Source organism: Streptomyces broussonetiae, assembly GCF_009796285.1.
In the GTDB taxonomy this organism is placed as follows: domain Bacteria; phylum Actinomycetota; class Actinomycetes; order Streptomycetales; family Streptomycetaceae; genus Streptomyces; species Streptomyces broussonetiae.
This window is the reverse complement of the sequence record NZ_CP047020.1, coordinates 5,750,447-5,772,912: the sequence shown is the minus strand read 5'-3', so window position 1 is coordinate 5,772,912 and position 22,466 is coordinate 5,750,447. Positions and strand designations below refer to the sequence as shown.

Below are 22,466 nucleotides of genomic sequence, written 5' to 3'. Positions count from 1 at the left end.
GGTGGGATCGGCCCGTGAGGTGGGGAGTGGCTCGGGTACGTGGGGGACTGCGGACCGTGGTGGGCCGGTCGCGCCCCGCGGCGGAGCCGCATATTGATGCGGCCCCGCGCCCCTGGCGTGCTGCCCCACAGGGCGGCTGTCAGCCCAGGTCGATTTCCGGGTAGAGGGGGAAGCCCGCCACGAGGTCGGTCGCCCGGCGGGAGATCTCGTCCGCGATCTTCTCGTCCAGGACGTGGGCCGCCTTCGACGGGGCGCCCGACTTCGTCGTGCCCGGCTCGGTCGTCGTCAGGACACGGTCGATCAGGCCCGCCACCTCGTCCATCTCCGCCGTACCCAGGCCACGCGTGGTCAGCGCGGGGGTGCCGATGCGGATGCCCGAGGTGTACCAGGCACCGTTCGGGTCGGCCGGGATGGCGTTGCGGTTGGTGACGATGCCGGAGGCGAGGAGGGCGGCCTCGGCCTGGCGGCCGGTGAGGCCGTACGACGTCGCCACGTCGATCAGGTTGAGGTGGTTGTCCGTGCCACCGGTGACCAGGGTGGCGCCGCGGCGCATCAGGCCCTCGGCGAGCGCGCGGGAGTTGTCGACGATCCGCCGGGCGTAGTCCTGGAAGGAGGGCCGGCGGGCCTCGGCGAGGGCGACGGCCTTGGCGGCCATGACGTGCGGGAGCGGGCCGCCGAGGACCATCGGGCAGCCGCGGTCGACCTGGTCCTTGAGGGTGTCGTCGCACAGGACCATGCCGCCGCGCGGGCCGCGCAGGGACTTGTGGGTGGTCGTGGTGACGATCTGGGCGTGCGGGACCGGGTCGAAGTCGCCGGTCAGGACCTTGCCCGCGACCAGGCCCGCGAAGTGGGCCATGTCGACCATCAGGGTCGCACCGACCTCGTCGGCGATCTCGCGCATGATCCGGAAGTTCACCAGACGGGGGTACGCCGAGTAGCCCGCGACGATGATGAGCGGCTTGAACTCACGGGCCTGGGCGCGCAGCGCCTCGTAGTCGATCAGGCCGGTGGCCGGGTCGGTGCCGTAGGAGCGCTGGTCGAACATCTTGCCGGAGATGTTCGGGCGGAAGCCGTGGGTGAGGTGGCCGCCCGCGTCCAGGGACATGCCGAGCATCCGCTGGTTGCCGAAGGCCTGGCGCAGCTCGGCCCAGTCGGCCTCGGTCAGGTCGTTGACCTGGCGGGCGCCGGTCTTCTCCAGGAAGGGGACCTCGACCCGGTCGGCGAGGACGGCCCAGAAGGCGACGAGGTTGGCGTCGATGCCGGAGTGCGGCTGGACGTAGGCGTGGCGGGCGCCGAAGAGTTCCTTCGCGTGCTCGGCGGCCAGGGACTCCACGGTGTCGACGTTGCGGCAGCCGGCGTAGAAGCGGCGGCCGATCGTGCCCTCGGCGTACTTGTCGCTGAACCAGTTGCCCATCGCGAGCAGCGTGGCCGGGGAGGCGTAGTTCTCGGAAGCGATCAGCTTGAGCATCTCGCGCTGGTCGTGGACCTCCTGGCCGATGGCGTCGGCGACGCGCGGCTCGACGGCGCGGATGACGTCGAGGGCTGCGCGGAAGGCGGTGGACTCGGTGGACAGGGGCTGCTGCTCTGGCATGAGGACCTCCGGACGGCGTGCGTACAGCGTTCACGTTGTTCACGTTCGGCCCAGGCGCACGGCACTTTCCCGCTGAGGCCGCTCCCCGATGGTCCGTCCCATCCCAGCGCGCCAGTCACGGCCCGCTGATCAGCCTACCGGGCACGCCGGAGAGGGCAGATCCCGCGTCCACCATGCGAGCGAGGGCAGGAAGAGGGGCATGTTCATCCTGGGAGGGCACTTTCGCCCCTTTCGTACCCGTGTCCCTTTCGTCCCCGGGAGACGCCGTGACCGCTTCAGCCGACCTCATCGCCACCGCCGACGCGCACTGTGCGCCCACCTACGATCCGCTGCCGGTCGTCGTGGCCACGGCCGACGGGGCCTGGCTGACCGATGTCGAGGGCCGCCGGTACCTGGATCTGCTGGCCGGGTATTCGGCGCTGAACTTCGGGCACCGCAACCGGCGGCTGCTCGATGCGGCGCGGGCGCAGCTGGAGCGGGTGACGCTCACCTCCCGCGCCTTTCTGCACGACCGCTTCGCCGCGTTCTGCGCCGAGCTGGCGGAGCTGTGCGGGATGGAGATGGTGCTGCCCGTGAACACCGGCGTGGAGGCCGTCGAGAGCGCGGTGAAGACGGCCCGGAAGTGGGGGTACCGGGTCAAGGGCGTGCCCGCGGAGATGGCGAAGATCGTGGTCGCCTCCGGCAACTTCCACGGGCGTACGACGACCGTGATCAGCTTCTCGACCGACCCGGAGGCACGGGCGGACTTCGGGCCGTACACGCCGGGCTTCCAGATCGTGCCGTACGGCGATCTGACCGCGATGCGGGCGGCGCTGACGGAGAACACCGTCGCGGTGCTGCTGGAGCCGATCCAGGGCGAGTCCGGGGTGATCGTGCCGCCGGAGGGCTATCTGCCGGGGGTGCGGAAGCTGACGCGCGAGCGGAACGTGCTCTTCGTCGCCGACGAGATCCAGTCGGGACTCGGCCGCACCGGACGCACCTTCGCGTGCGAGCACGAGGGCGTGGTACCGGACATGTACGTGCTGGGCAAGGCGCTGGGCGGCGGGATCGTGCCGGTGTCGGCGGTGGTGTCGAGCGCGGCGGTGCTCGGGGTGTTCCGGCCGGGCGAGCACGGGTCGACGTTCGGCGGGAATCCGCTGGCCTGCGCGGTGGCACTCGAGGTGATCGCGATGCTGCGTACCGGCGAGTTCCAGGCGCGGGCGGCCGAGCTGGGCGCGCGGATGCACCGGACGCTGGCGGCCCTGCCGGCCACGGGCACGGTGACGGCGGTGCGCGGGCGCGGGCTGTGGGCGGGCGTCGACATCGCCCCGAAGATCGGCACGGGGCGGCAGGTCGCGGAGCGGCTGATGGGACGCGGGGTGCTGGTGAAGGAGAGCCACGGCGCGACCATCCGGCTCTCCCCGCCCCTGGTGATCGGCGAGGCGGACCTGGACCGGGGTCTGCAGCAGCTGGCGGACGAACTGGGTGCCTAGAGGATCACGTGCGGCACGAAGCGGGCGTACTCGTCCGTGATCAGGCCCGACGACTCGCGGATGCCGAGGCCCGCCGCTTCGTCGCGCACGACCCAGGCGCCGAGGACGACGTGGTTGCCGTCGAAGGCGGGCAGCGGGGCGAACTGCTGGTAGCAACAGGGTTCGTCGCGCAGGACGGCGGGCGCGCCCGGTGGGTGCACGGTGACGCCCGCGCCCTCGCGGCCGAGCAGGGGCTTGGCGACGTAGCCCTCGCTCGCCGCCAGCTCCCGCGGGCCGTCGAGGTGGGCCGGCAGGAGGTTGGGGTGGCCCGGGTACAGCTCCCAGAGGACTGCCAGCAGGGCCTTGTTGCTCAGCAGCATCTTCCAGGCGGGTTCGATCCACAGGGTGCTGCCGGTGCCGCCGCCGTTGTCGAGGGTGTCGAGGACGTGCCCGGCGAAGGCGTCGGCGGTAAGCCATTCCCACGGGTAGAGCTTGAAGATGCTCCGGATGAACCGGAGCCGGTTGTCGACGAAGCGGCCGGAGAGACCGTCCCAGCCGATCTCCTCCATGGCCAGCCAGTCGGTGTCGAGGCCGGCCTGTTCGGCGGTCTCCTTCAGGTAGGCGACCGTCATCAGGTCCTCGCCGAGTTCGTCGGCCGCGGAGTGCGCGAAGTGCAGCGGGCTGCCGGGCGGCAGGAGCCGGGCCTGGGTCCGCCAGGCGTCGACCAGCCGCTCGTGCAGGGAGTTCCACTGGTCGGCGCCGGGGAAGCGGTCCTCCATCCAGAACCACTGCGGGGAGGCCGCCTCCACCAGCGAGGTCGGGGTGTCGGCGTTGTACTCCAGGAGCTTCGCCGGGCCGGTGCCGTCGTAGCGCAGGTCGAACCGGCCGTAGACGGAAGGGAGTTCGACCCTGCGCCGCCAGGCCTCGGTGACCGCCGCGGCCAGGCGCGGGTCGGTGATGCCGAGGTCGGCCAGGCGGTCCTCGGCCACGATGTGCCCGGCGGCGGCCAGGCACATGCCGTGCAGTTCCTCGACGGTCTCCTCCAGCGCCTCCACCTCGTCCAGGCCGAAGACGTAGTAGGCGCTCTCGTCCCAGTAGGGGCGCAGGGTGCCGTCGGGGTGGCGGGTGAGGGGATACACGAGTCCCTGGGCCTCGACGGTCTGCTGCCAGCCGGGGCGGGGGGTGGTCGTACGGCGTTCCACGGGGCGTTTCCGGTCAGCCGCCGGAGCTGTGGTGGCCGCCGCCGAAGCCGCCGCGGTGCACGCCGCTGTGGCCACCGCCGCCCGAACTCTTGTGCGGCCTGGTGAAGGAGCCGCCGCTGACGTAGCCGGACTTCCTGGTGCCGCCGTAGTACCAGCCGCCGTCGACGGACGCCTTGGTGGACGTGCAGTTCTTGTCCGAGACGACCTTGTAGCCCTTGGCGAGCCGGTAGCTGTCCCGGTCGACGCAGCGCTTGTCCGGGTCGGACGAGCAGGCGGTCAGGGCGGCGGCCAGCAGGCCCATGCCGCCCAGCACGACCGTGCCCGAGCGCAGTCGGCGGCGCGTGTCAGCCATCGTGGTGTCTCCCCCGTGTGCAGTGACCGGATATCGGCGGCCAGCCTAAAGAAGGGTAAGAGGGCAGACCGGGGTGGGTGGCCGGATCGGCCTTCTCCTAGAGTCCCTTTGTGTTCTTTGGAATGGTGTGCGCCCTTGGCGCGGCGGTCTGCTTCGGCACCGCGACGGTGTTGCAGGCGGTGGCCGCGCGGACGGCCGGAACGGGCAAGGGGGGCGAGGCGGCGCTGCTGCTGCGGGCGCTCAGGCAGTGGCGGTACATCGTCGGGCTGTCATTGGACGGGATCGGTTTCGTGTTCCAGATCGTGGCGCTGCGGTCCCTTCCGATCTACGCCGTCAGCGCCGCCCTGGCATCCAGCCTGGCGGTGACCGCCGTGGTCGCGGCGCGCCTGCTGCGGGTGCGGCTGAGCGGCACCGAGTGGGGCGCCGTGGCCGTGGTGTGCGCCGGTCTCGCGATGCTGGGGCTGGCGTCCGGGCCGGAGGGGAAGCAGGACGGGTCGGACACCCTGCGGTACGTGATGCTCGCGGTGGCGGTCGGCATGGTTCTGCTCGCGCTCGCAGGCGGGCGGTTGTCCGGGAGGGGGCGCTCGCTGGTACTGGGGCTGGGCGCCGGGTTCGGGTTCGGGGTGGTGGAGGTGTCGGTGCGTCTGATCGACTCGCTCCGGCCTGCGGAGCTGCTCACCAACCCGGCGACGTACGCGCTGGTCATCGGCTCCGCCGCCGCCTTCATACTGCTGACCTCCGCCCTGCACCGCGGTGCGGTGACCACGGCCACGGCCGGCATAGTGATCGGCGAGACGATCGGCCCGGCGGCGGTGGGCGTGGTCTGGCTCGGCGACCGCACGCGGGAGGGGCTGACCTGGCTGGCGGTGCTCGGTTTCGCGGTGGCCGTGGTCGGGGCACTGGCGCTCGCCCGCTTCGGCGAGGCCCCGGCGGACACCCACTGACCCGGAAGGCGCACACCAGCACCCACCGGGCACCACCCGGCACCTGCCGGGTACCACCACACCCACCCCCGCCGACCCGGCACCACACCAGCCCACGGCTGCGGCGCCGGCGGGCAACCGGTGGCCCAGGAAGCACACACCAGCGCCCACCGGGCACCGCCACACCCACCCGCACCACCCGGCACCACACCAGCCCACGGCTGCGGCGCCGGCGGGCAACCGGTGGCCCAGGAGGCACTCGCCCGCGCCCGGCGGCACGACTGCCCGCGGGTCCGGGTCCCGCTACGGCAGCACCCGGCACAACGCCTCCAGCGCACCGGCCCACGCGCTGTCCGACGGGGTCGCGTATCCCACCACGAGGGCATCCTGCGGGGCGGCCACGGCCTGCGGGTGGCGGTGGAAGGCGAGGCCGTGCAGGGCCAGGCCCTGCCAGGCGGCGGCCTGGATCACCGACTGCTCCAGGCCCGGCGGCAGGCGGAGCACCGCGTGCAGGCCGGCGGCGATGCCCGTCACCGTGACCTCGGGGCTGCGGGCGGCGACCGCCTCGGCCAGGGCGTCGCGGCGCCGGCGGTAGCGCAGGCGGGAGGAGCGGACGTGACGGTCGTACGCGCCGGAGGTGAGGAACTCGGCGAGGGTGAGCTGCTCGAGGGCCCCGACAGTGTCGGTGGCGCCCTTGACCGAGGCCGCCTCCTGCGCCAGGGCCGGCGGCAGCACCATCCAGCCGAGGCGCAGCCCGGGTGCCAGGGACTTGCTGGCGGTGCCGAAGTAGACGACGTGGTCGGGGTCGAGTCCCTGCAGGGCCCCGACGGGCTGGCGGTCGTAGCGGAACTCACCGTCGTAGTCGTCCTCCAGGACCAGCCCGCCGGTGCGCCGCGCCCAGTCCACGACGGCGGCCCGCCGGTCGGGGTGCAGGGGCGTGCCCATCGGGAACTGGTGCGCAGGGGTCAGCAACACCGCACCGGCGCCTCCCAACACCCGTGTGTCCGTGCCGAGTTCGTCGTACGGCAGAGCCGGTGTGGCGAGTCCGTCCCGGTGGAGCAGGTCCCAGTGCCGGTCGAGGCCGTACGACTCGACCGCCACCGTGTCCACCCGGTGCGCTCGCAGCACGGCGCCGGCGATGCGCAGGGCATGCAGGAAGCCGGAGGTGATCAGCACGGTCTCGGGGTCGGTGCGGACGCCGCGTGCGCGCGCGAGGTAACCGGCGAGGGCGGTGCGCAGTTCGGCGCGGCCCCGCGGGTCGCCGTAGCCGAGGGCGTCGTGCGGGGCGGTGGCGAGGGCGCGGCGGGCGGCCTTGAGCCACTCCGCGCGCGGAAACGCCGCCAGGTCGGGACTGCCGGGCAAGAGGCTGTACGCCGGGCGGGCGGGGTGCTCGCGCCGGGGCGTCGCTCCCCCGCCCCGGGGCCCGCCCGGGGACGGGGTGGCGGCGCCCTGAGCCACCCGAGTGCCGGAGCCCTGCCGGGCGGTGAGCCAGCCCTCGGCGACCAGGTCCGCGTAGGCCTCGGCGACGGTGTTGCGGGCGATGCCGAGGTCGGCGGCGAGGCTGCGGGAGGAGGGCAGCCGGGTGCCGGGGGCGAGCCGGCCGGTGCGGACCGCGTCCCGCAGGGCGTCCGTCAGGCCCCGGCGCAGCCCGCCGGAGCCGGTCGGTTCGAGGTGCAGGTCGACGCCCAGAGTGGCCCATGATTCTGCCATGGAAATGGACCATACCCTTGGGCTGCCTCGCTCGTAGGGTCGACGTCATGAGTGACGTCATGAGTACAGACATCAGCGCCGGGAAGTCCGTTGAGTACGCTCCCGAGCACACCCCCCGGCTGCAGTTCGCCCAGCACGCCCCCGAGGTCTACAAGGCGATGATCCGGCTGGACGCCGCCGCCCGGCAGGGGCTGGATCCCGCGCTGTACGAGCTGGTGAAGATCCGCGCCTCGCAGATCAACCACTGCGCCTTCTGCCTCGACATGCACACCAGGGACGCGCTCGCGGCCGGTGAGAGCGTGGAGCGGATCGTGCAGCTCAGCGCCTGGGAGGAGTCGAAGCACTTCTACACCGAGAAGGAGCTGGCGGCGATCGAGCTGACCGAGGCGGTCACCGTCCTGACCGACGGCTTCGTGCCTGACGAGGTGTACGACCGGGCCGCGAAGCACTTCGAGGAGGCCGAGCTGGCCCAACTGATCGCCGGGATCATGATGATCAACGCCTGGAACCGGATCGGCGTGACCACCCGGATGGTCCCCGGCCACTACCGGCCGGGACAGCACAAGTGAGCCGTACGCAGACACTGGACCGGGAGGTCGGCCGGTCCATGTCCGCGCTCAGCGCGGCCGCGAAGAAGGGGCTCGGCGATCCGGTCCTCGCCGAGCTGGTGATGATCCGCGCCTCGCAGATCAACCACTGCGCGTTCTGCCTCGACATGCACCTGCGGGCCGCCCGGAAGAACGGGGAGTCGCAGGACCACATCCAGCTGCTCGACGCCTGGGAGGAGACCGAGGACCTCTACAGCGCGCGGGAGCGGGCCGCACTGGCGCTGACCGAGGCGGTCACCGTGCTCACGGCCGGCTTTGTGCCGGACGAGGTGTACGACACCGCCGCCCTGCACTTCACCGAGGCCGAACTCGCCCATCTCATCGGCCTGATCACCGTCATCAACGGCTGGAACCGCCTGATGGTCAGCCGCCGTGTCCCGCCGGGGGGTTGTCAGTCATGAGCAAGGTCGACGTGTTCCGCGCACTGCACCTCCAGCGCGCCCAGGGCGATCCGCTGGTCCTGCCCGGCCCCTGGGACGCGGCCGGGGCCCGGGTGTTCGTCGAGGCCGGGTTCCCGGCACTGGCCACGCCGAGCGGAGGGGTGGCCGCCGCACTCGGGTACGCGGACGGGTCCACCCCTGCCGACGAGATGTTCGCGGCCGTCGCCCGGATCACGCGGGCGGTGCAGGTGCCGGTGTCGGCGGACGTCGAGAGCGGGTACGGGCTCGCGCCAAAGGAGCTGGTGGAGCGGCTCCTGGAGGCCGGTGCCGTCGGCTGCAACCTCGAGGACTCCGAGGGGGGTGTCCTCAAGGACCCGCACCGGCAGGCCGAGTTCCTTGCCGAGGTGCGCTCGGCAGCCGCCGACCGGCTGTTCGTCAACGCCCGCGTCGACACGTTCGTACACGGCGACAAGGACCCCGAACAGGCCATCGAGCGAGCCGCGTTGTACGTGGCGGCGGGCGCCGACTGCGTCTACCCCATCCTTGCTCCGGCGGACGTGCTGCCGCTGCTGCGAGCCGGGATCCAGGGCCCGATCAACATCAACGCCCGCCTGGCGGGCGAGGGCCCCTCGCCCGCCGAACTCGGCGAACTCGGGGCCACGCGCGTCACGTTCGCGTCCGGGATTCAGCGGTGGGCCACCGCTGCGCTGGTCGAGCTGGCCCGCGGTCTGGCACGCTGAGCCCGCTCAGGACAGCCACTTCCGCCACACGTCGGGGTGGCTGTCCACCCACTTCTTCGCCGCGTCCTCGGGCGACAGCTTCTGGTCGGCGATCAGCAGGGAGACCTCGTTCTGGTCCTCGGTCGTCCACTGGAACTTCTTCAGGAAGGCCGCCGCCCTACCGCCGGACTTCGCGAAGTCGGCGTTGAGGTACTTCTGCAGCGGAGTGTGCGGATAGGCGCAGGCGATCTTCGCCGGGTCCGCGTCGCAGCCGTCCTTGTACGGCGGCAGCTGCACCTCCGTCATGGGCACCTTCTTGAACAGCCACTGGGGCGAGTACCAGTAGGTCAGGAAGGGCTTCTTCTCCTTGGCGAACTGCTTCATCTGGGTGATCTGCGCCGCCTCGGAACCGGCGAAGACCACCTGGTAGTCCAGCTTCAGGTTGCTCACCAGGGCCTTGTCGTTGGTGACGTAGGACGGGGAGCCGTCCATCAGCTGGCCCTTGCCGCCGCTCTCCGGGGTACGGAACAGGGAGGCGTACTTGTTGAGGTTCTTCCAGTTCGTGATGTCGGGGTGCTGCTTGACCAGGTAGGTCGGCACGAACCAGCCGATGTGGCCGGTCACCCCGAGGTCGCCGGCCCGGGCGATGGTCTTCTTGTCCTCGACGTACCGCTTCTCCTGGTCCGGGTGGCCCCAGTCCTCCAGGATCGCGTCGACGCGGCCCTGGCTGAGCGCGTCCCACGCGGGCACCTCGTCGACCTGGACGGTGTCGACGCGGTAGCCGAGCTTGTGCTCCAGGAGGTACTGGGCGACGGCCACGTTGGACTGCGCGCCCACCCAGGACTGCACGGACAGGGTCACGGACTTGGCGCCCTGGGCGTTCGCGAACGGCGAGGCCTGCTTGGTCATGTCGGCGGCACCGCAGCCGGTGGCGGTCAGCATCAGCAGCGAGCCCACCGCGAGTGTCGTACGTGCGCGCATGTCAGGCTCCCTTCTTCGCGCGTCGGCCGGTCGGCTGGGTCACCCGGTCCAGCATCAGGCCCAGGCAGACGATGGCGGCACCGGCCACCAGGCCGGTGGCGAGGTCGCCCTGGGCGAGGCCGAAGGCGACGTTGTAGCCGAGGGCGCCGCCGCCGACCAGGCCGCCGATGATGACGACGGCGAGGACCAGGACCACGCCCTGGTTGACGGCGAGCAACAACGAGCGTCTGGCGAGCGGGAGCTGGACCTGCCACAGCTGCTGCCGGCCGGTCGCGCCGAGCGAGCGCGCCGACTCCAGCGCGGCCGGGTCGACCTGGCGCAGGCCCTGCGCGGTGATCCGGACGACGGCCGGCAGGGCGTAGACGACGGCCGCGGCGACGGCGGGCGCGCGGCCCACCCCGAACAGCGCGACGACCGGGATCAGGTACACGAACTGCGGCATCGTCTGGAAGACGTCCAGGACGGGCCGCAGGACGCGCTCCACACGGTCGCTGCGGGCGGCGGCGATACCGGTCGCGAAGCCCAGCACCAGGGTGACGGCGACGGCGGCCAGCACCTGGGAGAGGGTGTCGAGGGCCGGGTCCCAGACGCCGAGCACCCCGATCGCGGCCATCGCGAGGACGGCGGTCAGGGCGGTGGCCCAGGTGCCGATCAGCCAGGCGAGCGCGGCGACGATCAGCAGCACCGACCACCAGGGCAGCCCCTGCAGGCCGCTGCGGACCGGGTCCAGGATCCAGGTGGTGAAGTGCCCGGCCCAGTCCGCCGTGCCGCCGACGACCGGGACGCCGGAGTAGAGATGGGCGGTCATCCAGTCGACGGCCCGGTTGACCGGTGCGGCGATCTCCAGGGTCCAGCCGGTGGGCCAGTTCAGGCCGTGCAGCAGGCGGCCGGCCAGGGCGACGGCCACGGTGACGGCGAGGGCGTACGCCCAGCCGATGGTCCGGGGGTACGACGGGTGCGGCAGGGATGACGTGTGCGCCGTACGGTCGTCGCCCGCGGCGGCGGTCACGCGGTCCAGGACGATCGCGAGCAGCACGATCGGGATGCCGGCGGCGAGTGCCTGGCCGACGTCGACCGAGGCGAGCGCCTGGTAGACGCGGTCACCGAGGCCGCCGGCGCCGATGACCGAGGCGATGACGGCCATGGACAGCGCCATCATGATCGTCTGGTTGAGGCCGAGGAGGAGTTCCCCCCGGGCCAGCGGGATGCGGGCGGTCAGCAGCCGCTGGCGGCGGGTCGCGCCGAGCGACTCCACGGCCTCCAGGACTTCGGGGTCGGCGCCACGCAGGCCGAGCGCGGTGAGGCGGGCCATCGGCGGGGCGGCGTAGACGACGGTGGCGAGGACGGCCGCGGGGACACCGATGCCGAAGACCAGGACGACGGGGAGGAGGTAGGCGAACGCCGGGAGCACCTGCATGGTGTCCAGGACCGGGCGCAGGGCGCGGTCCAGACGGTCGGACAGGCCGGCGGCGAGGCCGAGCAGCGCGCCGACGACCACGGAGGCGAGGACGGCCGCGACCATGAGCGCGAGGGTCTGCATGGTCGGCACCCACATGCCGAGGGCTCCGCCGGTCAGGAGGGCGAGGGCCGTGCCGGCGGCGAGCCGGACCCCGGCGACGCGCCAGGCGACCAGGGCGCCGAAGACCGTGACGCCGGTCCAGCCCGCGGCGAGCAGGACGAGGTAGACGGCGCGGACGCAGAGGACGACCGCGTTGCTGATGTAGCCGAAGAAGTACAGGAACAGGGGGTGGCTGTCCCGGTTGTCGATCACCCAGTTGCTGGCCGACGTCAGGGGTTTGGAGAGGCTGACGGTCAGGTCGTGGGGCCAGGTTCCGTTGCCCCAACGGCTGAGGAAGGGCAGGAGGACGGCGGTGAGGAGCGCGAGCAGGAGCAGTTTGCCCGCGGCCCGGCTCCTGAGGACACGGGGTGCGGCGGTGCGGGAGGCCGATACGGAGAGCGCTGCCATCAGACGGCCTCCGGGGTGGTGTTCGGTGTGCCGGCCAGGCCGGCCACCACGTCCAGCAGACGCTCGTGGTCGACCACTCCCAGGCACCGGCCGTCCTGGACCACGCAGGCGGGGGCGCCGAGGCCGGCCACCGTCCTGATCGCGTCCGCGACCACCGCGTCCGGGGCGAGTGCGCCCGGGTGTTCCGGGCCGCCGCAGGGGCCCGGCTTCATCGCCGTACGCACGGTCATGACCTGCTCGCGCGGCACCTCTCGGACGAACTCGCGGACGTAGTCGTCGGCCGGGGAGCCGACGATCTCCTCCGGGGTGCCCAGCTGGACGACCCGGCCGTCGCGCATCAGGGCGATGCGGTCGCCGAGCTTGAGGGCCTCGGCGAGGTCGTGGGTGATGAAGACCATCGTGCGGCCCTCCTCGCGGTGCAGCCGGGCCACCTCGTCCTGCATGTCGCGCCGGATGAGCGGGTCCAGGGCGCTGAACGGCTCGTCGAAGAGGAGGACCTCGGGGTCGACCGCCAGGGCCCTGGCCAGGCCCACGCGCTGGCGCTGGCCGCCGGAGAGCTGGCTCGGGCGGCGCTTCTCCATGCCCTCCAGACCGACCTTCTTGACGACCTCGGCGGCACGCTCGCGCCGTTCGGCCCGGCCGACGCCCTGGATCTCCAGGCCGTAGGCGACGTTGTCGAGGACCGTGCGGTGCGGGAGCAGCCCGAAGTGCTGGAAGACCATGGCGGCGCGATGCCGGCGCAGCTCGCGCAGGCGGGCCTTGTCCATGGCGCGGACGTCCTCGCCGTCGATCGCGATGGTGCCGGCCGTCGGCTCGATGAGCCGGGTCAGGCAGCGGACCAGGGTGGACTTGCCGGAGCCGGACAGGCCCATGACGACGAAGACCTCGCCCTTGCGGACGTCGAAGGAGACGTCCCGGACGGCGGCCGTGCAGCCGGTGCGGGCGCGCAGGCCGGCGGGGTCGAGCGCGGTGAGTTCCGGGTCGGCGGGGACGCGCTCGGACTTGGGGCCGAACACCTTCCACAGGCCGGAGACGGCGAAGACGGGCGTGTCGGCGCCGGCCCCGGTGGGCGGCTTGCGCGTGGGGACGGTGGCGCTCATCGGGCCTCACCACCGATCAGGTCGACGGCCTTCTCCCCGACCATGAGCACTCCGATCATCGGGTTCACAGCGGTCATCGTCGGGAAGACGGAGGCGTCCGCGATCCGGATGCCGTCCAGGCCGCGGATCCTCAACTCCGGGTCCACGACCGCGAGTTCGTCGTCCGCCGCGCCCATCCTGCAGGTGCCGGCCGGGTGGTAGACGGTGTGCGCGACCTTGCGGGCGTACTCGCTCAGCTCCTCGTCGCCGGTGACCTGCGGGCCGGGGCACACCTCGCGCTTGAGCCAGCCGGCCAGCGGCTCGGCCCGGGCGATCTCGCGGGCGATGCGGATGCCGTCGACCAGGGTCCGGCCGTCGTAGTCGTCCTCGTCGGTGAAGTAGCGGAAGTCCAGGGCGGGCTTCACGGCCGGGTCGGCGCTGGTCAGGTACAGCCGGCCGCGGGACCTGGGCTTGGGGATGTTCGGGGTCATCGAGACCCCGTACCGCGGGCGTTCGTAGCCGAGGCGCTCCGGGTTGTCCGTGAACGGGATCTGGTAGAAGTGGAACATCAGGTCCGGGCCCGCGTGGCCGGGGTCGCGGCGTACGAACAGGCCCGCGTCGGAGTCCATCGCGGAGTTCTCCGGGATCGGCCCGTGGGTCTCCCAGACGATCACCGACTCGGGGTGGTCGAGCAGGTTCTCGCCGACGCCCGGCAGGTCGTGGACGACCGGGATGCCGAGCGCCTCCAGATCCTGGCCCGGGCCGATGCCCGAGTGCATCAGCAGCCGCGGGGAGTCGACGGCGCCGGCGCACAGCACGACCTCGCGCCGGGCCCGTATCAGCAGTTCCTCTCCGTCCTTGGTGCGCACATGGACGCCCTCGGCACGGGTGCCGTCCAGCTCCAGCCGGTACGCCCAGGTCTCCAGCAGGATCGTCAGATTGGGGCGCTCGTCCATGACCGGGTGCAGATACGCCACCGACGCCGAGGAGCGCTTGTTGTTCTCCGGGTGGTAGGCGAGGTCGAAGAAGCCGGCGCCCTCGGTGAACGGCTTCTTGTTGAAGCCCTCGACGCGCGGGACGCCGAGCGCCGACTGCGCGGCGTCGACGAAGTCGCGGGCGATGGCGTTGCGGTCCTTCTCGTCGACGGAGACGATGTTGTTCTTCAGGCGCGCGAAGTAGGCCTCCATCGGCACGGCGCCCCAGCCCTTGGCGCCGGCCTGCTCCCACTCGTCCCAGTCGGACGGGAGCGGCTTGAAGGAGATGAGCGTGTTGTGGGAGGAGCAGCCGCCGAGGACACGGGCGCGGCTGTGCCGGATGTGGGAGTTGCCGCGCGGCTGCTCGGTGGTCGGGTAGTCGTAGTCGAGGTCGCCGCCGAGCAGGCCCATCCAGCGCCGCAGGGTGAGGACGTCGTCGCGGTCGACGTCGCTGGGGCCGCCCTCGATGACGGCGACCGTGACATCGGGGTTCTCGGTGAGGCGGGAGGCGATGACGGAGCCTGCGGTGCCGCCGCCGATGACGACGTAGTCGTAGAGGTGGGGAGTGGCAGAGGAAGGGGGCATGGTGGTACTCCGAAGGGACGTGCTGCGTACGGGAGTCGGGGGATCAGCCGGCGAACCAGCGCACGGGCCGGGGCGCGAGGTTCTGGTAGACGTGCTTGGTCTCGCGGTACTCGGCGAGTCCGGCCGGCCCCAGCTCGCGGCCGGTGCCGCTCTTGCCGAAGCCGCCCCACTCCGCCTGCGGCAGGTAGGGGTGGAAGTCGTTGATCCAGACGGTGCCGTGGCGCAGGCGTCCGGCGACCCGGCGGGCCCGGCCCGCGTCGGCGGTCCACACGGCGCCGGCGAGGCCGTACTCGGTGTCGTTGGCGAGGCGGACGGCCTCTTCCTCGGTGCGGAAGGTCTCGACGGTCAGGACCGGTCCGAAGACCTCTTCCCGTACGACCCTCATCTCGCGGTGGCAGGCGTCGAGCACGGTCGGCTCGTAGAAGTACCCGTCCTGCGGCCGGACTTCGCTCGGCTCGGGCCGCTTGCCGCCGCAACGCAGCACCGCGCCCTCGGCCAGCGCGGAGGCGATGTGGGCCTCCACCTTCTCGCGCTGCTGCGCGGAGACGAGCGGGCCGCACTCGACGCCGTCGGCGGTGCCTCGCCCGAGCCGGATCCGCTGGGCCCGGCGGGCGAGTTCGGTGACGAAGCGGTCCCGGACCGACTCCTCGACGATGAGGCGGGCGCCGGCCGAGCAGACCTGGCCGCTGTGGATGAAGGCCGCGTTGAGTGCCTGGTCCACGGCGGTGTCGAAGCCGTCCTCGGTGGCCAGGGCGTCGGCGAAGACGACGTTGGGGTTCTTGCCGCCGAGTTCGAGCGCGACCTTCTTCACGGTGGGCGCGGCGGCCTGGGTGACCTTGGTGCCGCTGACCAGGCCGCCGGTGAAGGAGACCAGGTCGACGTCGGGGTGCTCGGCGAGCCGGGCGCCGACGGTGTGGCCGGGCCCGGTGACGAGGTTGGCGACCCCGTCGGGCAGCCCGGCCTCCGCCAGCAGCTCGATCAGCGCGATGGTGGTCATCGGGGTGATCTCGCTGGGCTTGACGACGAAGGTGTTGCCGGCGGCGAGCGCCGGGGCGATCTTCCAACTGGCCTGGAGCAGCGGGTAGTTCCAGGGGGTGATCAGCGCGCAGACACCGACCGGCTCGTGCACGACCACGCTGTGGATGTCCGGCGAGCCCGCGTCCACCACCCGGCCGGGTGCCTCGGCTGCGACCAGGTCGGCGAAGTAGCGGAAGGCGTCGGCGACACAGTCGATGTCGATCCGGCCCTCCTCGACGGTCTTGCCCGCGTCCCGGCTCTCCAGCAGGCCGAGCGCTTCGCGGTCGCGTACGAGGAGGTCGGCGACGCGGCGCAGCAGTGCGGCCCGCTCGGCGACCGGAGTGAAGGGCCAGGGCCCCTGGTCGAAGGCCTGCCGGGCCGCGGCCACCGCTCGCTCGGCGTCCTTCTCGTCACCCTCCGCCACCACGGCGAACGGCCGGGCGTCCGCGGGGTCCAGGATCTCGCGCGTCGCACCGGAGACCGCTTCCAGCCACGCACCTGCCGCGTGGATGGTCGCCCGGGCCTGTCGTTCCGTTCTGTCCGCCATGATCGGTGTTGCCTTCCGTTCCTGATCCATGCCCCTGTGTCACACACGTGTCACCCTCGGGGGCCGCGTCCGCCTGCCCCGGGCCTGCGCAGGCATGCGCAATCCGCGGTCGAAAGTGCGCCTCGTCACTGAAAATGCGGTCGAAAAGGGGCAAAGAAGGCCGTCTGGCGGGTCTGCTTGAAGGTGGCACGCCAATCCCCGGCACGGGGCCGGGGATCCGGGGCCGTTCAGGACCGTGCGGGAACGCGGGGCGATCAGGGATACAGGTCGGCCCGGCCCCCCAGGTTGCGGATCATCCGGCGCAGGACGTCCAGCGTGGTGGCGTACTCCTCCTCCGGGATGCCGTCGTGGATCTCGGCGCGCACCCGCTGGAGGACGTCGACGGCGCGCCGGGTCGCCGCCCGGCCTGCGTCGGTGGCGTGCACCCGGCCGGCCTCGTCGGCGGTCAGCCACTCGCGGGCGGTGAGCGTGTCGATGGCGCGGCCGATCTCCTCCGGGCCGGCGTCGAGGTGCACGGCCAGGCGGTCCTGCAGTTCGGACCGGGTACGGGGGGCGGATTCGGCGGCGATGTCCTTCAGGACCCACCACTGCGGCTGGGTGAGATCGATTCCGGCCAGGGCGCCGCGCAGATGTCGTACGACGGCCTGATGGGCGGCCCAGGTCCAGTAGCCGACGGGCTGGACGGCCGACGGGGCGGTCGACGGGGAGGAGGCGGGGACGGTCGTCATGGGGCCACGGTAGGAGCGGCGGCGGCCCGGCGCCCGGCACGCGCCGCGAACGAGTGAGGCCGCCGTGCGGCCGGTGCGGCGCCCTCCCCCACACGGGTGATGGCCGGTGTCGGCGCAGCCGGTGGCGGAAGCCCGTCGACGCCCCCACGAGGCCGGTCCGGCAGGGCAGCCGGCCGCGACGGCCTGATCAGCCGGACGAGTCCTGGCCGGCCGGCCCCTCGGCCATCAGCTCGCGTACGCAGTCGCGCAGCCAGGCGTGGGCGGGGTCGGCGTCATGGCGCGGGTGCCAGGCCAGACCCACGCTCACCACCGGAAGCCTGAGGGGGATCTCGAAGGTGACCAGGCCGAGGGCGTGGGCCAGCGGGCGGCCGTAGGAGGTGATCAGTCCGATCAGGTCGGTCTCGCGCAGCACGAAGAGAGAGGCGGGATAGGTGCCCACGCTCCCCACCACCCGGCGCCCGAGGCCGAGTTCGGCCAGGGCGGTGTCGATCGGGCCGTGCTGTCTGCCGCGCCGCGAGACGCTCAGATGCCCCGCCGCGCCGGCGAACCGCTCGGGCGTCAGCTCCCCGGCGAGCAGCGGGTGCCCTGAGCGCACGACGCCGAGCATGCGTTCCTCGTAGACCGTCTCCACATGCACCTCGGGTGCGGTGGAGTCGATCACCCCGACCTCCAGATCGGCGGTGCCCTGGCGCAGGAACGGGGCGTCGACATGGCTCTCGGACAGGAAACGCAGGCTGATCCCGGGGGCCTCGCGGGCGGCGCGGGCGAAGAGGGCGGCGCCCTGCCTGGCGGCGATGGCGTCGTGTCCGAGGATCGTGAACGTCCGGGACACCGTGCGCAGGTCGGTGTCCCGGCCCGGCGCGAACAGGGCCCGGGCCCGCTCCACCACCGCGCTCACCTCGGCACGTACGGCGAGCGCGTGCGGGGTGGGCACCATCCGGCGTCCGGCACGCACCAGGACGGGGTCACCGAGCACCTTGCGGATCCGGCCGAGGGTGCGGCTCATGGCGGGCTCGGACAGATGCAGCCGGTGCGCGGCGCCCTGCACGCTCTGCTCCTCCAGCAGCACGTCCAGCGCCACCAGCAGATTCAGGTCCAGCCCCGTGGATTGCGTCATGTGCAGGTATTCCTTGCAAAGGTTGCACTGGAAAAGCAGGTCACTGGCGAGCCTACGGTGAGAGCGCATCCCACACCAGCCACCCAAGCTCCCGGGAGGAGCCGTGCCCGCGCACGCCCTGAAACGTCCCACCCTGCTCGCGCTGTGCGCCTGCGTGCTCGTCGCACAGAGCATGGTGGCCGCAGTCAACCTCCTTGTTCCACAGCTGAGTTCGTCTGCGCTGCACCCCTCGCACACCGAGGTCCTGTGGACGATCGACGCCTACGTCATCGTCTTCGCGGGGCTGCTGATCCCGGCCGGCGCCCTCGGCGACCGGTACGGCCGCAAGGGCGCCCTGCTCGCCGGGCTCGGCCTGTTCGCGGCGGGCGCCGCCACCAGCGCGCTCGCCACCGGCCCGGCTCTGCTGATAGCGGGCCGGGGCCTGTCCGGCGCCGGAGCCGCGCTGATCACGCCGTCCACCCTGTCGATCCTGATGCAGCTGTCCGCGCCCGAGCACCGGGCCCGCTCGCTGGGCTCCTGGACCCTGGCGATCGGTGTGGGCGGCGCGGCGGGCAACCTGGGCGGCGGGCTGGCCGGGCAGTTCCTCAGCTGGCGTGCCCTGTTCGCGGTGATGGTCCCGCTCGCGGGCGTGCTGGCCGTGGCCGTCGGCGTCACCACCCCGCGCACCGAGCGCTCAGCCCACAGCAACCCCGACCCGCTCGGCACCCTGCTGCTCACCGCGGGCCTGGTCGCCGTCCTGTTCGGCATCATCGAGGGACCGGGCTACGGCTGGACCTCCGCGCGCATCCTCGGCGCCTTCACGGCGGGCGCGCTGCTGATCACCGGCTTCACCCTGCACGCCCTGCGCGCGTCCGCCCCGCTGTTCGACCCGCGGGTCTTCGCCTCCCCCCGCCTGCGCGCCGCCTGTCTCGGCACGGCCACCTGCTTCTTCGGAATGTTCGCCCTGTTCCTCGTCAACTCGCAGTACCTGCAGGGCGTGAAGGGCTACGGCGCCGCCGTCACTGGGGTGGCGATCATGCCGCTGGTGGTCGGCATGGCCGGTGCCCAGAAGCTGGCCACCCGCTGGGCGGCCCGGCCCCGCGCGGTCATCGGCGCCGGTCTCGCACTCATCGGCGTGGGCCTGCTCGGCGCGTCCACGGCCGACGCGGCGACGCCCTACGGGGAGTTCGTCTGCTGGCTGCTGGTCATCTCGGCCGGCGCCGGACTGTCCATGCCCGCGCTGACGTACGGCGTGGTCACCTCGCTCCCCGCCCACCGGGCGGGGCTCGGCTCCGGCCTCGGCACCACCGCCCGCGAGACCGGCGCGGCCCTCGGCGTCGCGGTCACCGGCACCGTCCTGTCCGCCCACTCCGATCTCCTGCACGGCATGGGCCCGGCCCTGCGCACGGTGGCGGTCGTGGTGCTGGCCGCGACGGCACTGGTGGTCGCCGGATACGGAAAGGGCCCTGAAGGAGCGCGGGGCCGTGCCGCCGTGCGGCTGCGCCGCGGGGCGCGGCCGACCACAGCCGACCAGCGCCCGGCAGCGGCCCCCCTGCCCCGGGGCAGGTAGCCGAAGACGCACGTGGGCCCCGCTCGGAAGGAAACCTGAGCGGGGCCCTCGCAGGGTATTTACCCTCGCGGGTATTTAGATGAGGCCGAGGCCGCGGACCGCCTCGCGCTCCTCCTCCAGCTCCTTGACGGAGGCGTCGATGCGGGCGCGGGAGAACTCGTTGATGTCCAGGCCCTGGACGATCTCGTACTTGCCGTCCTTGGTGGTGACCGGGAAGGAGGAGATCAGGCCCTCCGGGACACCGTAGGAGCCGTCCGACGGGATGCCCATGGAGGTCCAGTCGCCCTCGGCGGTGCCGTTGACCCAGGTGTACACGTGGTCGATCGCGGCGTTGGCGGCGGACGCGGCGGAGGACGCGCCACGGGCCTCGATGATCGCGGCACCGCGCTTGGCGACGGTCGGGATGAACTCGTCGGCCAGCCACTTCTCGTCGCCCACGACCTCGGCGGCGTTCTTGCCGGCGACCGTGGCGTGGAAGATGTCCGGGTACTGGGTCGCGGAGTGGTTGCCCCAGATGGTCAGGCGCTTGATGTCGGCGACCGTGGAGCCCGTCTTCTTCGCCAGCTGGGTCAGCGCGCGGTTGTGGTCCAGGCGGGTCATCGCGGTGAAGCGCTCGGCCGGGACGTCCGGCGCGGCGGCCTGCGCGATGAGCGCGTTGGTGTTGGCCGGGTTGCCGACGACGAGGACCTTGATGTCGTCCGCCGCGTGGTCGTTGATGGCCTTGCCCTGCGGCTTGAAGATGCCGCCGTTGGCCTCCAGCAGGTCACCGCGCTCCATGCCCTTGGTACGCGGGCGGGCGCCGACCAGGAGGGCCACGTTGGTGCCGTCGAAGGCGACGTTCGGGTCGTCCGTGATGTCGATGCCCTGGAGCAGCGGGAACGCGCAGTCGTCCAGCTCCATCGCGGTGCCCTCGGCGGCCTTGAGCGCGGGGGTGATCTCCAGGAGGCGCAGCCTGACCGGCACGTCCGCGCCGAGCAGCTGGCCGGAGGCGATGCGGAAGAGCAGGGCGTAACCGATCTGGCCGGCCGCGCCGGTGACGGTGACGTTCACGGGAGTGCGGGTCATGGCGTTCTCCGTATGACAGCTGGCGATGGGGCGTCCCGCCCCGGGCGGATGATCGATCTCTTGGCGTCAAGAGATCGATCCAGCGGTCAGGCTATCGCGCATCCGGCATGCGAGACGTCCGGGGCCGTGTGGCTCACCCCACAGGCTCACCCTGCAGGGCAGACACGGTTGCCGTGGGACGGAACGGCGGCCGCCGGTCCGGGAGAGGAGGGACGGAAGGCGGCCGCCGGTGGGGGGTACCGGCTTTACCGGACTCCCGTGGGGGTACGGTTCGCGTGCCCAGGATCCGGCAACCCATGCACCCGATCCTGGAATTTCACTCTCCCGATGTCACGCGGGCCGTTCACTCCGCCGTGTCGCGGCATGTGTGCGCTATTTCGTGCACCCGGTTCCCCCGGCGGCGAGGGTCGCGCAGGCCCTGGCCTCCGCCTCGTTCCTGACGGCGACCATCGGGGTGTAGGCGATGGCGTCGCCCGCGGCGGTGATCTCACCCGTCTGGCGGGCCGCACCCACAACGACCTCCACCTTGTCGCCCCGCACGGCGCCGGTGATGCGGCCCCAGGCGGCGCCGCAGGCCTTGCTGTAGCGGACCTCCAGGTTGGTGGTGCCGACGGTGGCGGTCTTGGCGGTGGTCACCAGGTCGCCGGTGCACCCCATGGCCTCGGCGTCCTTGCCGGTGCAGGTGGATCCGGTGCACCTGACCCCGGGCGGCGGGCTCGCGTGGCGGGTGGCCGTCGGGGACGGCGGCGTGGCCGCGCCCTCGTGCTTGCCGCCGCCCCGGGGGGTGAGGAAGAAGACGGCGGCGATCACGACGCTCACACCGACGAGTCCGGCGAGGAACATCATCAGCCGCTGCCGGCCACCGCCTTGCGCGGCGGGCCGGGGTGCCGGTACGTCGTACGGGTTCGCCGTGCCCGGCGGCGGGGCGGGCCGGTCCCCCGCGCCGCCCGACCGGTCAGCCCCGCCGCCGGAACCCGCACCGGCACCGGCACCGGCCTCCGTCCGATCCTCGTCAGCAGGACGGGCGCTCGCCCGAGACGGCCCCTGATACCCGGCCAGACCCCAGGAGTTGGCGGAACCGCCCGAGTCGTCACCGAGGGCCGCAGCACGCCCGTCGCCGTCGGCCGAGCCACTGCCCGCGCCCTCCGCCCCACTCCCCGCGCCGTCCTCGGCGTCCGCGTCCGCGCCCGTCGGCCGGGGCGGGATCGTCGGGGAGACACCGGCCGGACCGGCGATGCCCGTCACCGGGACCGCGCCGCTGCCCTTGCGGACCGACGGCGTCCCGGACGGCCCCCCGGTCGCCTCGGCCGCTCCGAAGTCGCCGAGCGCGGCGCGCGCCTGGGAGATCCGGATGGCCTCCATGGTGCGGTCGTGCCGCATCTCGGCCCGGCTCCAGGCGCGTTCGGCCAGCTCCCACATCGTGGTCAGATGGACGGGGTTGGTACCGGTGACCTCGGCGAGCGCGACGACCGCACCCTTGGGCGCGAGGAGCCGGCCGCCCAGATACCGCTCCCAGGACGTCTTGCTGTATCCCGTGCGGTCGGCCAGTGCGGCGACGCTCAGCCCGCTTCTGTCCACCAGCCTCCGCACCTGACTGGTGAACTCCTTGATCTGCGGGTCCAGATCCTCGGGCAGCTCTTTCCAGCGAGGCATCGCTTCCCCCCTCTTCCCCCCGGTCGGTGCTCTTCGTTCTCGCGCCCGGTTCCCCGGCCCGGCCCCGCGTTCCGGTACCCGTCCTGGCTACCCACAGGGATGCGCTGCCTAAGGATCCCAGTTCCCGGCACGGGGGCGCACGGGAGCATCGCCACGCGCGGCCGTGCATCCGGTGACGGCGGTCCGTCCCAGGTGCCGTTCCGGAACACGCCGGTGGCCCGCGCCCTCGGGGGAGGCGCGGGCCACCGGTGCCACGGCAACATGCCGGC

19 protein-coding genes and 1 riboswitch are annotated in these 22,466 nt (G+C 72.6%); of the genes, 6 read left to right on the top strand and 13 right to left on the bottom strand.

The features are described 5' to 3' along the window. Positions 1 to 139: 139 nt before the first annotated feature. A complete protein-coding gene (locus GQF42_RS26780) occupies positions 140 to 1,591 on the bottom strand; it encodes a glycine hydroxymethyltransferase (protein WP_158923978.1) in 1,452 nt (483 codons plus the stop codon). A 41-nt stretch (positions 1,592 to 1,632) separates the two neighbouring features. After that, positions 1,633 to 1,720, bottom strand: a riboswitch (ZMP/ZTP riboswitch). A gap of 137 nt (positions 1,721 to 1,857) precedes the next feature. On the opposite strand from GQF42_RS26780, the gene rocD reads away from it, so the two are divergent. Continuing rightward, on the top strand, positions 1,858 to 3,063 hold the full coding sequence (gene rocD, locus GQF42_RS26775; RefSeq protein WP_158923976.1) for an ornithine--oxo-acid transaminase: 1,206 nt from the start codon (positions 1,858 to 1,860) through the stop codon (positions 3,061 to 3,063). Here the strand turns inward: rocD and GQF42_RS26770 are convergent. Continuing rightward, positions 3,060 to 4,244, bottom strand: a complete 1,185-nt coding sequence (locus GQF42_RS26770) for a glutathionylspermidine synthase family protein (protein ID WP_158923974.1) — start codon at positions 4,242 to 4,244, stop codon at positions 3,060 to 3,062. The two genes, rocD and GQF42_RS26770, sit on opposite strands and share 4 nt — an antisense overlap. A 13-nt stretch (positions 4,245 to 4,257) precedes the next feature. Beyond that, positions 4,258 to 4,596, bottom strand: a complete 339-nt coding sequence (locus GQF42_RS26765) for a hypothetical protein (RefSeq protein WP_158923972.1) — start codon at positions 4,594 to 4,596, stop codon at positions 4,258 to 4,260. 122 nt (positions 4,597 to 4,718) lie between these two features. On the opposite strand from GQF42_RS26765, the gene GQF42_RS26760 reads away from it, so the two are divergent. After that, on the top strand, positions 4,719 to 5,540 hold the full coding sequence (locus tag GQF42_RS26760; RefSeq protein ID WP_158930622.1) for a DMT family transporter: 822 nt from the start codon (positions 4,719 to 4,721) through the stop codon (positions 5,538 to 5,540). 282 nt (positions 5,541 to 5,822) lie between these two features. Here the strand turns inward: GQF42_RS26760 and pdxR are convergent, their stop codons facing one another. After that, positions 5,823 to 7,229, bottom strand: a complete 1,407-nt coding sequence (gene pdxR / locus GQF42_RS26755; RefSeq protein WP_158923970.1) for a MocR-like pyridoxine biosynthesis transcription factor PdxR — start codon at positions 7,227 to 7,229, stop codon at positions 5,823 to 5,825. 59 nt (positions 7,230 to 7,288) lie between these two features. Here pdxR and GQF42_RS26750 point away from each other — a divergent pair, with 59 nt between their 5' ends. Genes GQF42_RS26750 through GQF42_RS26740 form a run of 3 tightly spaced genes read left to right on the top strand, consistent with a single transcriptional unit; the run spans position 7,289 to position 8,957 of the window. Next, complete coding sequence (locus GQF42_RS26750) at positions 7,289 to 7,798, top strand: carboxymuconolactone decarboxylase family protein (RefSeq protein ID WP_158923968.1); 510 nt, start codon at positions 7,289 to 7,291, stop codon at positions 7,796 to 7,798. Positions 7,799 to 7,836: 38 nt separating this feature from the next. Then, positions 7,837 to 8,238, top strand: a complete 402-nt coding sequence (locus GQF42_RS26745) for a carboxymuconolactone decarboxylase family protein (RefSeq protein ID WP_158930620.1) — start codon at positions 7,837 to 7,839, stop codon at positions 8,236 to 8,238. Continuing rightward, a complete protein-coding gene (locus GQF42_RS26740; RefSeq protein WP_158923966.1) occupies positions 8,235 to 8,957 on the top strand; it encodes an isocitrate lyase/PEP mutase family protein in 723 nt (240 codons plus the stop codon). The genes GQF42_RS26745 and GQF42_RS26740 overlap by 4 nt, the downstream gene beginning before the upstream one ends. A 6-nt stretch (positions 8,958 to 8,963) precedes the next feature. On the opposite strand, the gene GQF42_RS26735 is transcribed toward GQF42_RS26740, so the two are convergent. From GQF42_RS26735 to GQF42_RS26705, 7 genes are all read right to left on the bottom strand, one after another. Beyond that, the gene (locus GQF42_RS26735) at positions 8,964 to 9,917 is read right to left on the bottom strand and encodes an ABC transporter substrate-binding protein (RefSeq protein WP_158923964.1); all 954 of its coding nucleotides are present in this window, start codon (positions 9,915 to 9,917) and stop codon (positions 8,964 to 8,966) included. A 1-nt stretch (position 9,918) separates the two neighbouring features. Further along, complete coding sequence (locus GQF42_RS26730) at positions 9,919 to 11,883, bottom strand: ABC transporter permease (protein WP_158923962.1); 1,965 nt, start codon at positions 11,881 to 11,883, stop codon at positions 9,919 to 9,921. Beyond that, positions 11,883 to 12,983, bottom strand: coding sequence for a quaternary amine ABC transporter ATP-binding protein (locus tag GQF42_RS26725; protein ID WP_158923960.1), 1,101 nt, complete (start codon positions 12,981 to 12,983; stop codon positions 11,883 to 11,885). Before GQF42_RS26725 ends, GQF42_RS26730 begins: the two co-directional genes overlap by 1 nt. After that, positions 12,980 to 14,521, bottom strand: a complete 1,542-nt coding sequence (locus GQF42_RS26720; RefSeq protein ID WP_158923958.1) for a GMC family oxidoreductase — start codon at positions 14,519 to 14,521, stop codon at positions 12,980 to 12,982. Before GQF42_RS26720 ends, GQF42_RS26725 begins: the two co-directional genes overlap by 4 nt. Positions 14,522 to 14,564: 43 nt before the next feature. Continuing rightward, positions 14,565 to 16,085 (bottom strand): aldehyde dehydrogenase family protein, encoded by a 1,521-nt coding sequence (locus GQF42_RS26715; RefSeq protein WP_158923956.1) that lies wholly within the window; start codon positions 16,083 to 16,085, stop codon positions 14,565 to 14,567. Positions 16,086 to 16,339: 254 nt separating this feature from the next. Further along, a complete protein-coding gene (locus tag GQF42_RS26710) occupies positions 16,340 to 16,813 on the bottom strand; it encodes a MarR family winged helix-turn-helix transcriptional regulator (protein WP_158923954.1) in 474 nt (157 codons plus the stop codon). Positions 16,814 to 17,000: 187 nt separating this feature from the next. Continuing rightward, a complete protein-coding gene (locus GQF42_RS26705; protein WP_158923952.1) occupies positions 17,001 to 17,930 on the bottom strand; it encodes a LysR family transcriptional regulator in 930 nt (309 codons plus the stop codon). A 103-nt stretch (positions 17,931 to 18,033) separates the two neighbouring features. Between GQF42_RS26705 and GQF42_RS26700 the strand changes: the two genes are divergently transcribed. After that, positions 18,034 to 19,479 (top strand): MFS transporter, encoded by a 1,446-nt coding sequence (locus GQF42_RS26700; protein ID WP_158923950.1) that lies wholly within the window; start codon positions 18,034 to 18,036, stop codon positions 19,477 to 19,479. A gap of 75 nt (positions 19,480 to 19,554) precedes the next feature. Here the strand turns inward: GQF42_RS26700 and GQF42_RS26695 are convergent, their stop codons facing one another. Together GQF42_RS26695 and GQF42_RS26690 are read right to left on the bottom strand one after the other, a co-directional pair. Beyond that, entirely contained in the window at positions 19,555 to 20,544 is a 990-nt protein-coding gene (locus GQF42_RS26695; protein ID WP_158923948.1) for a malate dehydrogenase, read from the bottom strand. 372 nt (positions 20,545 to 20,916) lie between these two features. After that, a complete protein-coding gene (locus GQF42_RS26690) occupies positions 20,917 to 22,197 on the bottom strand; it encodes a helix-turn-helix domain-containing protein (protein ID WP_158923946.1) in 1,281 nt (426 codons plus the stop codon). Between the last annotated feature and the right edge of the window lie 269 nt (positions 22,198 to 22,466).

Excerpts from the sequence above, each read along its gene's own strand:
- GQF42_RS26780 (WP_158923978.1), bottom strand. The coding sequence starts at position 1,591 with ATGCCAGAGCAGCAGCCCCTGTCCACCGAGTCCACCGCCTTCCGCGCA.
- GQF42_RS26765 (WP_158923972.1), bottom strand. The coding sequence starts at position 4,596 with ATGGCTGACACGCGCCGCCGACTGCGCTCGGGCACGGTCGTGCTGGGC.
- GQF42_RS26760 (WP_158930622.1), top strand. The coding sequence starts at position 4,719 with ATGGTGTGCGCCCTTGGCGCGGCGGTCTGCTTCGGCACCGCGACGGTG.
- pdxR (WP_158923970.1), bottom strand. The coding sequence starts at position 7,229 with ATGGCAGAATCATGGGCCACTCTGGGCGTCGACCTGCACCTCGAACCG.
- GQF42_RS26750 (WP_158923968.1), top strand. The coding sequence starts at position 7,289 with ATGAGTACAGACATCAGCGCCGGGAAGTCCGTTGAGTACGCTCCCGAG.
- GQF42_RS26745 (WP_158930620.1), top strand. The coding sequence starts at position 7,837 with ATGTCCGCGCTCAGCGCGGCCGCGAAGAAGGGGCTCGGCGATCCGGTC.
- GQF42_RS26740 (WP_158923966.1), top strand. The coding sequence starts at position 8,235 with ATGAGCAAGGTCGACGTGTTCCGCGCACTGCACCTCCAGCGCGCCCAG.
- GQF42_RS26735 (WP_158923964.1), bottom strand. The coding sequence starts at position 9,917 with ATGCGCGCACGTACGACACTCGCGGTGGGCTCGCTGCTGATGCTGACC.
- GQF42_RS26730 (WP_158923962.1), bottom strand. The coding sequence starts at position 11,883 with ATGGCAGCGCTCTCCGTATCGGCCTCCCGCACCGCCGCACCCCGTGTC.
- GQF42_RS26725 (WP_158923960.1), bottom strand. The coding sequence starts at position 12,983 with ATGAGCGCCACCGTCCCCACGCGCAAGCCGCCCACCGGGGCCGGCGCC.
- GQF42_RS26720 (WP_158923958.1), bottom strand. The coding sequence starts at position 14,521 with ATGCCCCCTTCCTCTGCCACTCCCCACCTCTACGACTACGTCGTCATC.
- GQF42_RS26715 (WP_158923956.1), bottom strand. The coding sequence starts at position 16,085 with ATGGCGGACAGAACGGAACGACAGGCCCGGGCGACCATCCACGCGGCA.
- GQF42_RS26710 (WP_158923954.1), bottom strand. The coding sequence starts at position 16,813 with ATGACGACCGTCCCCGCCTCCTCCCCGTCGACCGCCCCGTCGGCCGTC.
- GQF42_RS26705 (WP_158923952.1), bottom strand. The coding sequence starts at position 17,930 with ATGACGCAATCCACGGGGCTGGACCTGAATCTGCTGGTGGCGCTGGAC.
- GQF42_RS26695 (WP_158923948.1), bottom strand. The coding sequence starts at position 20,544 with ATGACCCGCACTCCCGTGAACGTCACCGTCACCGGCGCGGCCGGCCAG.
- GQF42_RS26690 (WP_158923946.1), bottom strand. The coding sequence starts at position 22,197 with ATGCCTCGCTGGAAAGAGCTGCCCGAGGATCTGGACCCGCAGATCAAG.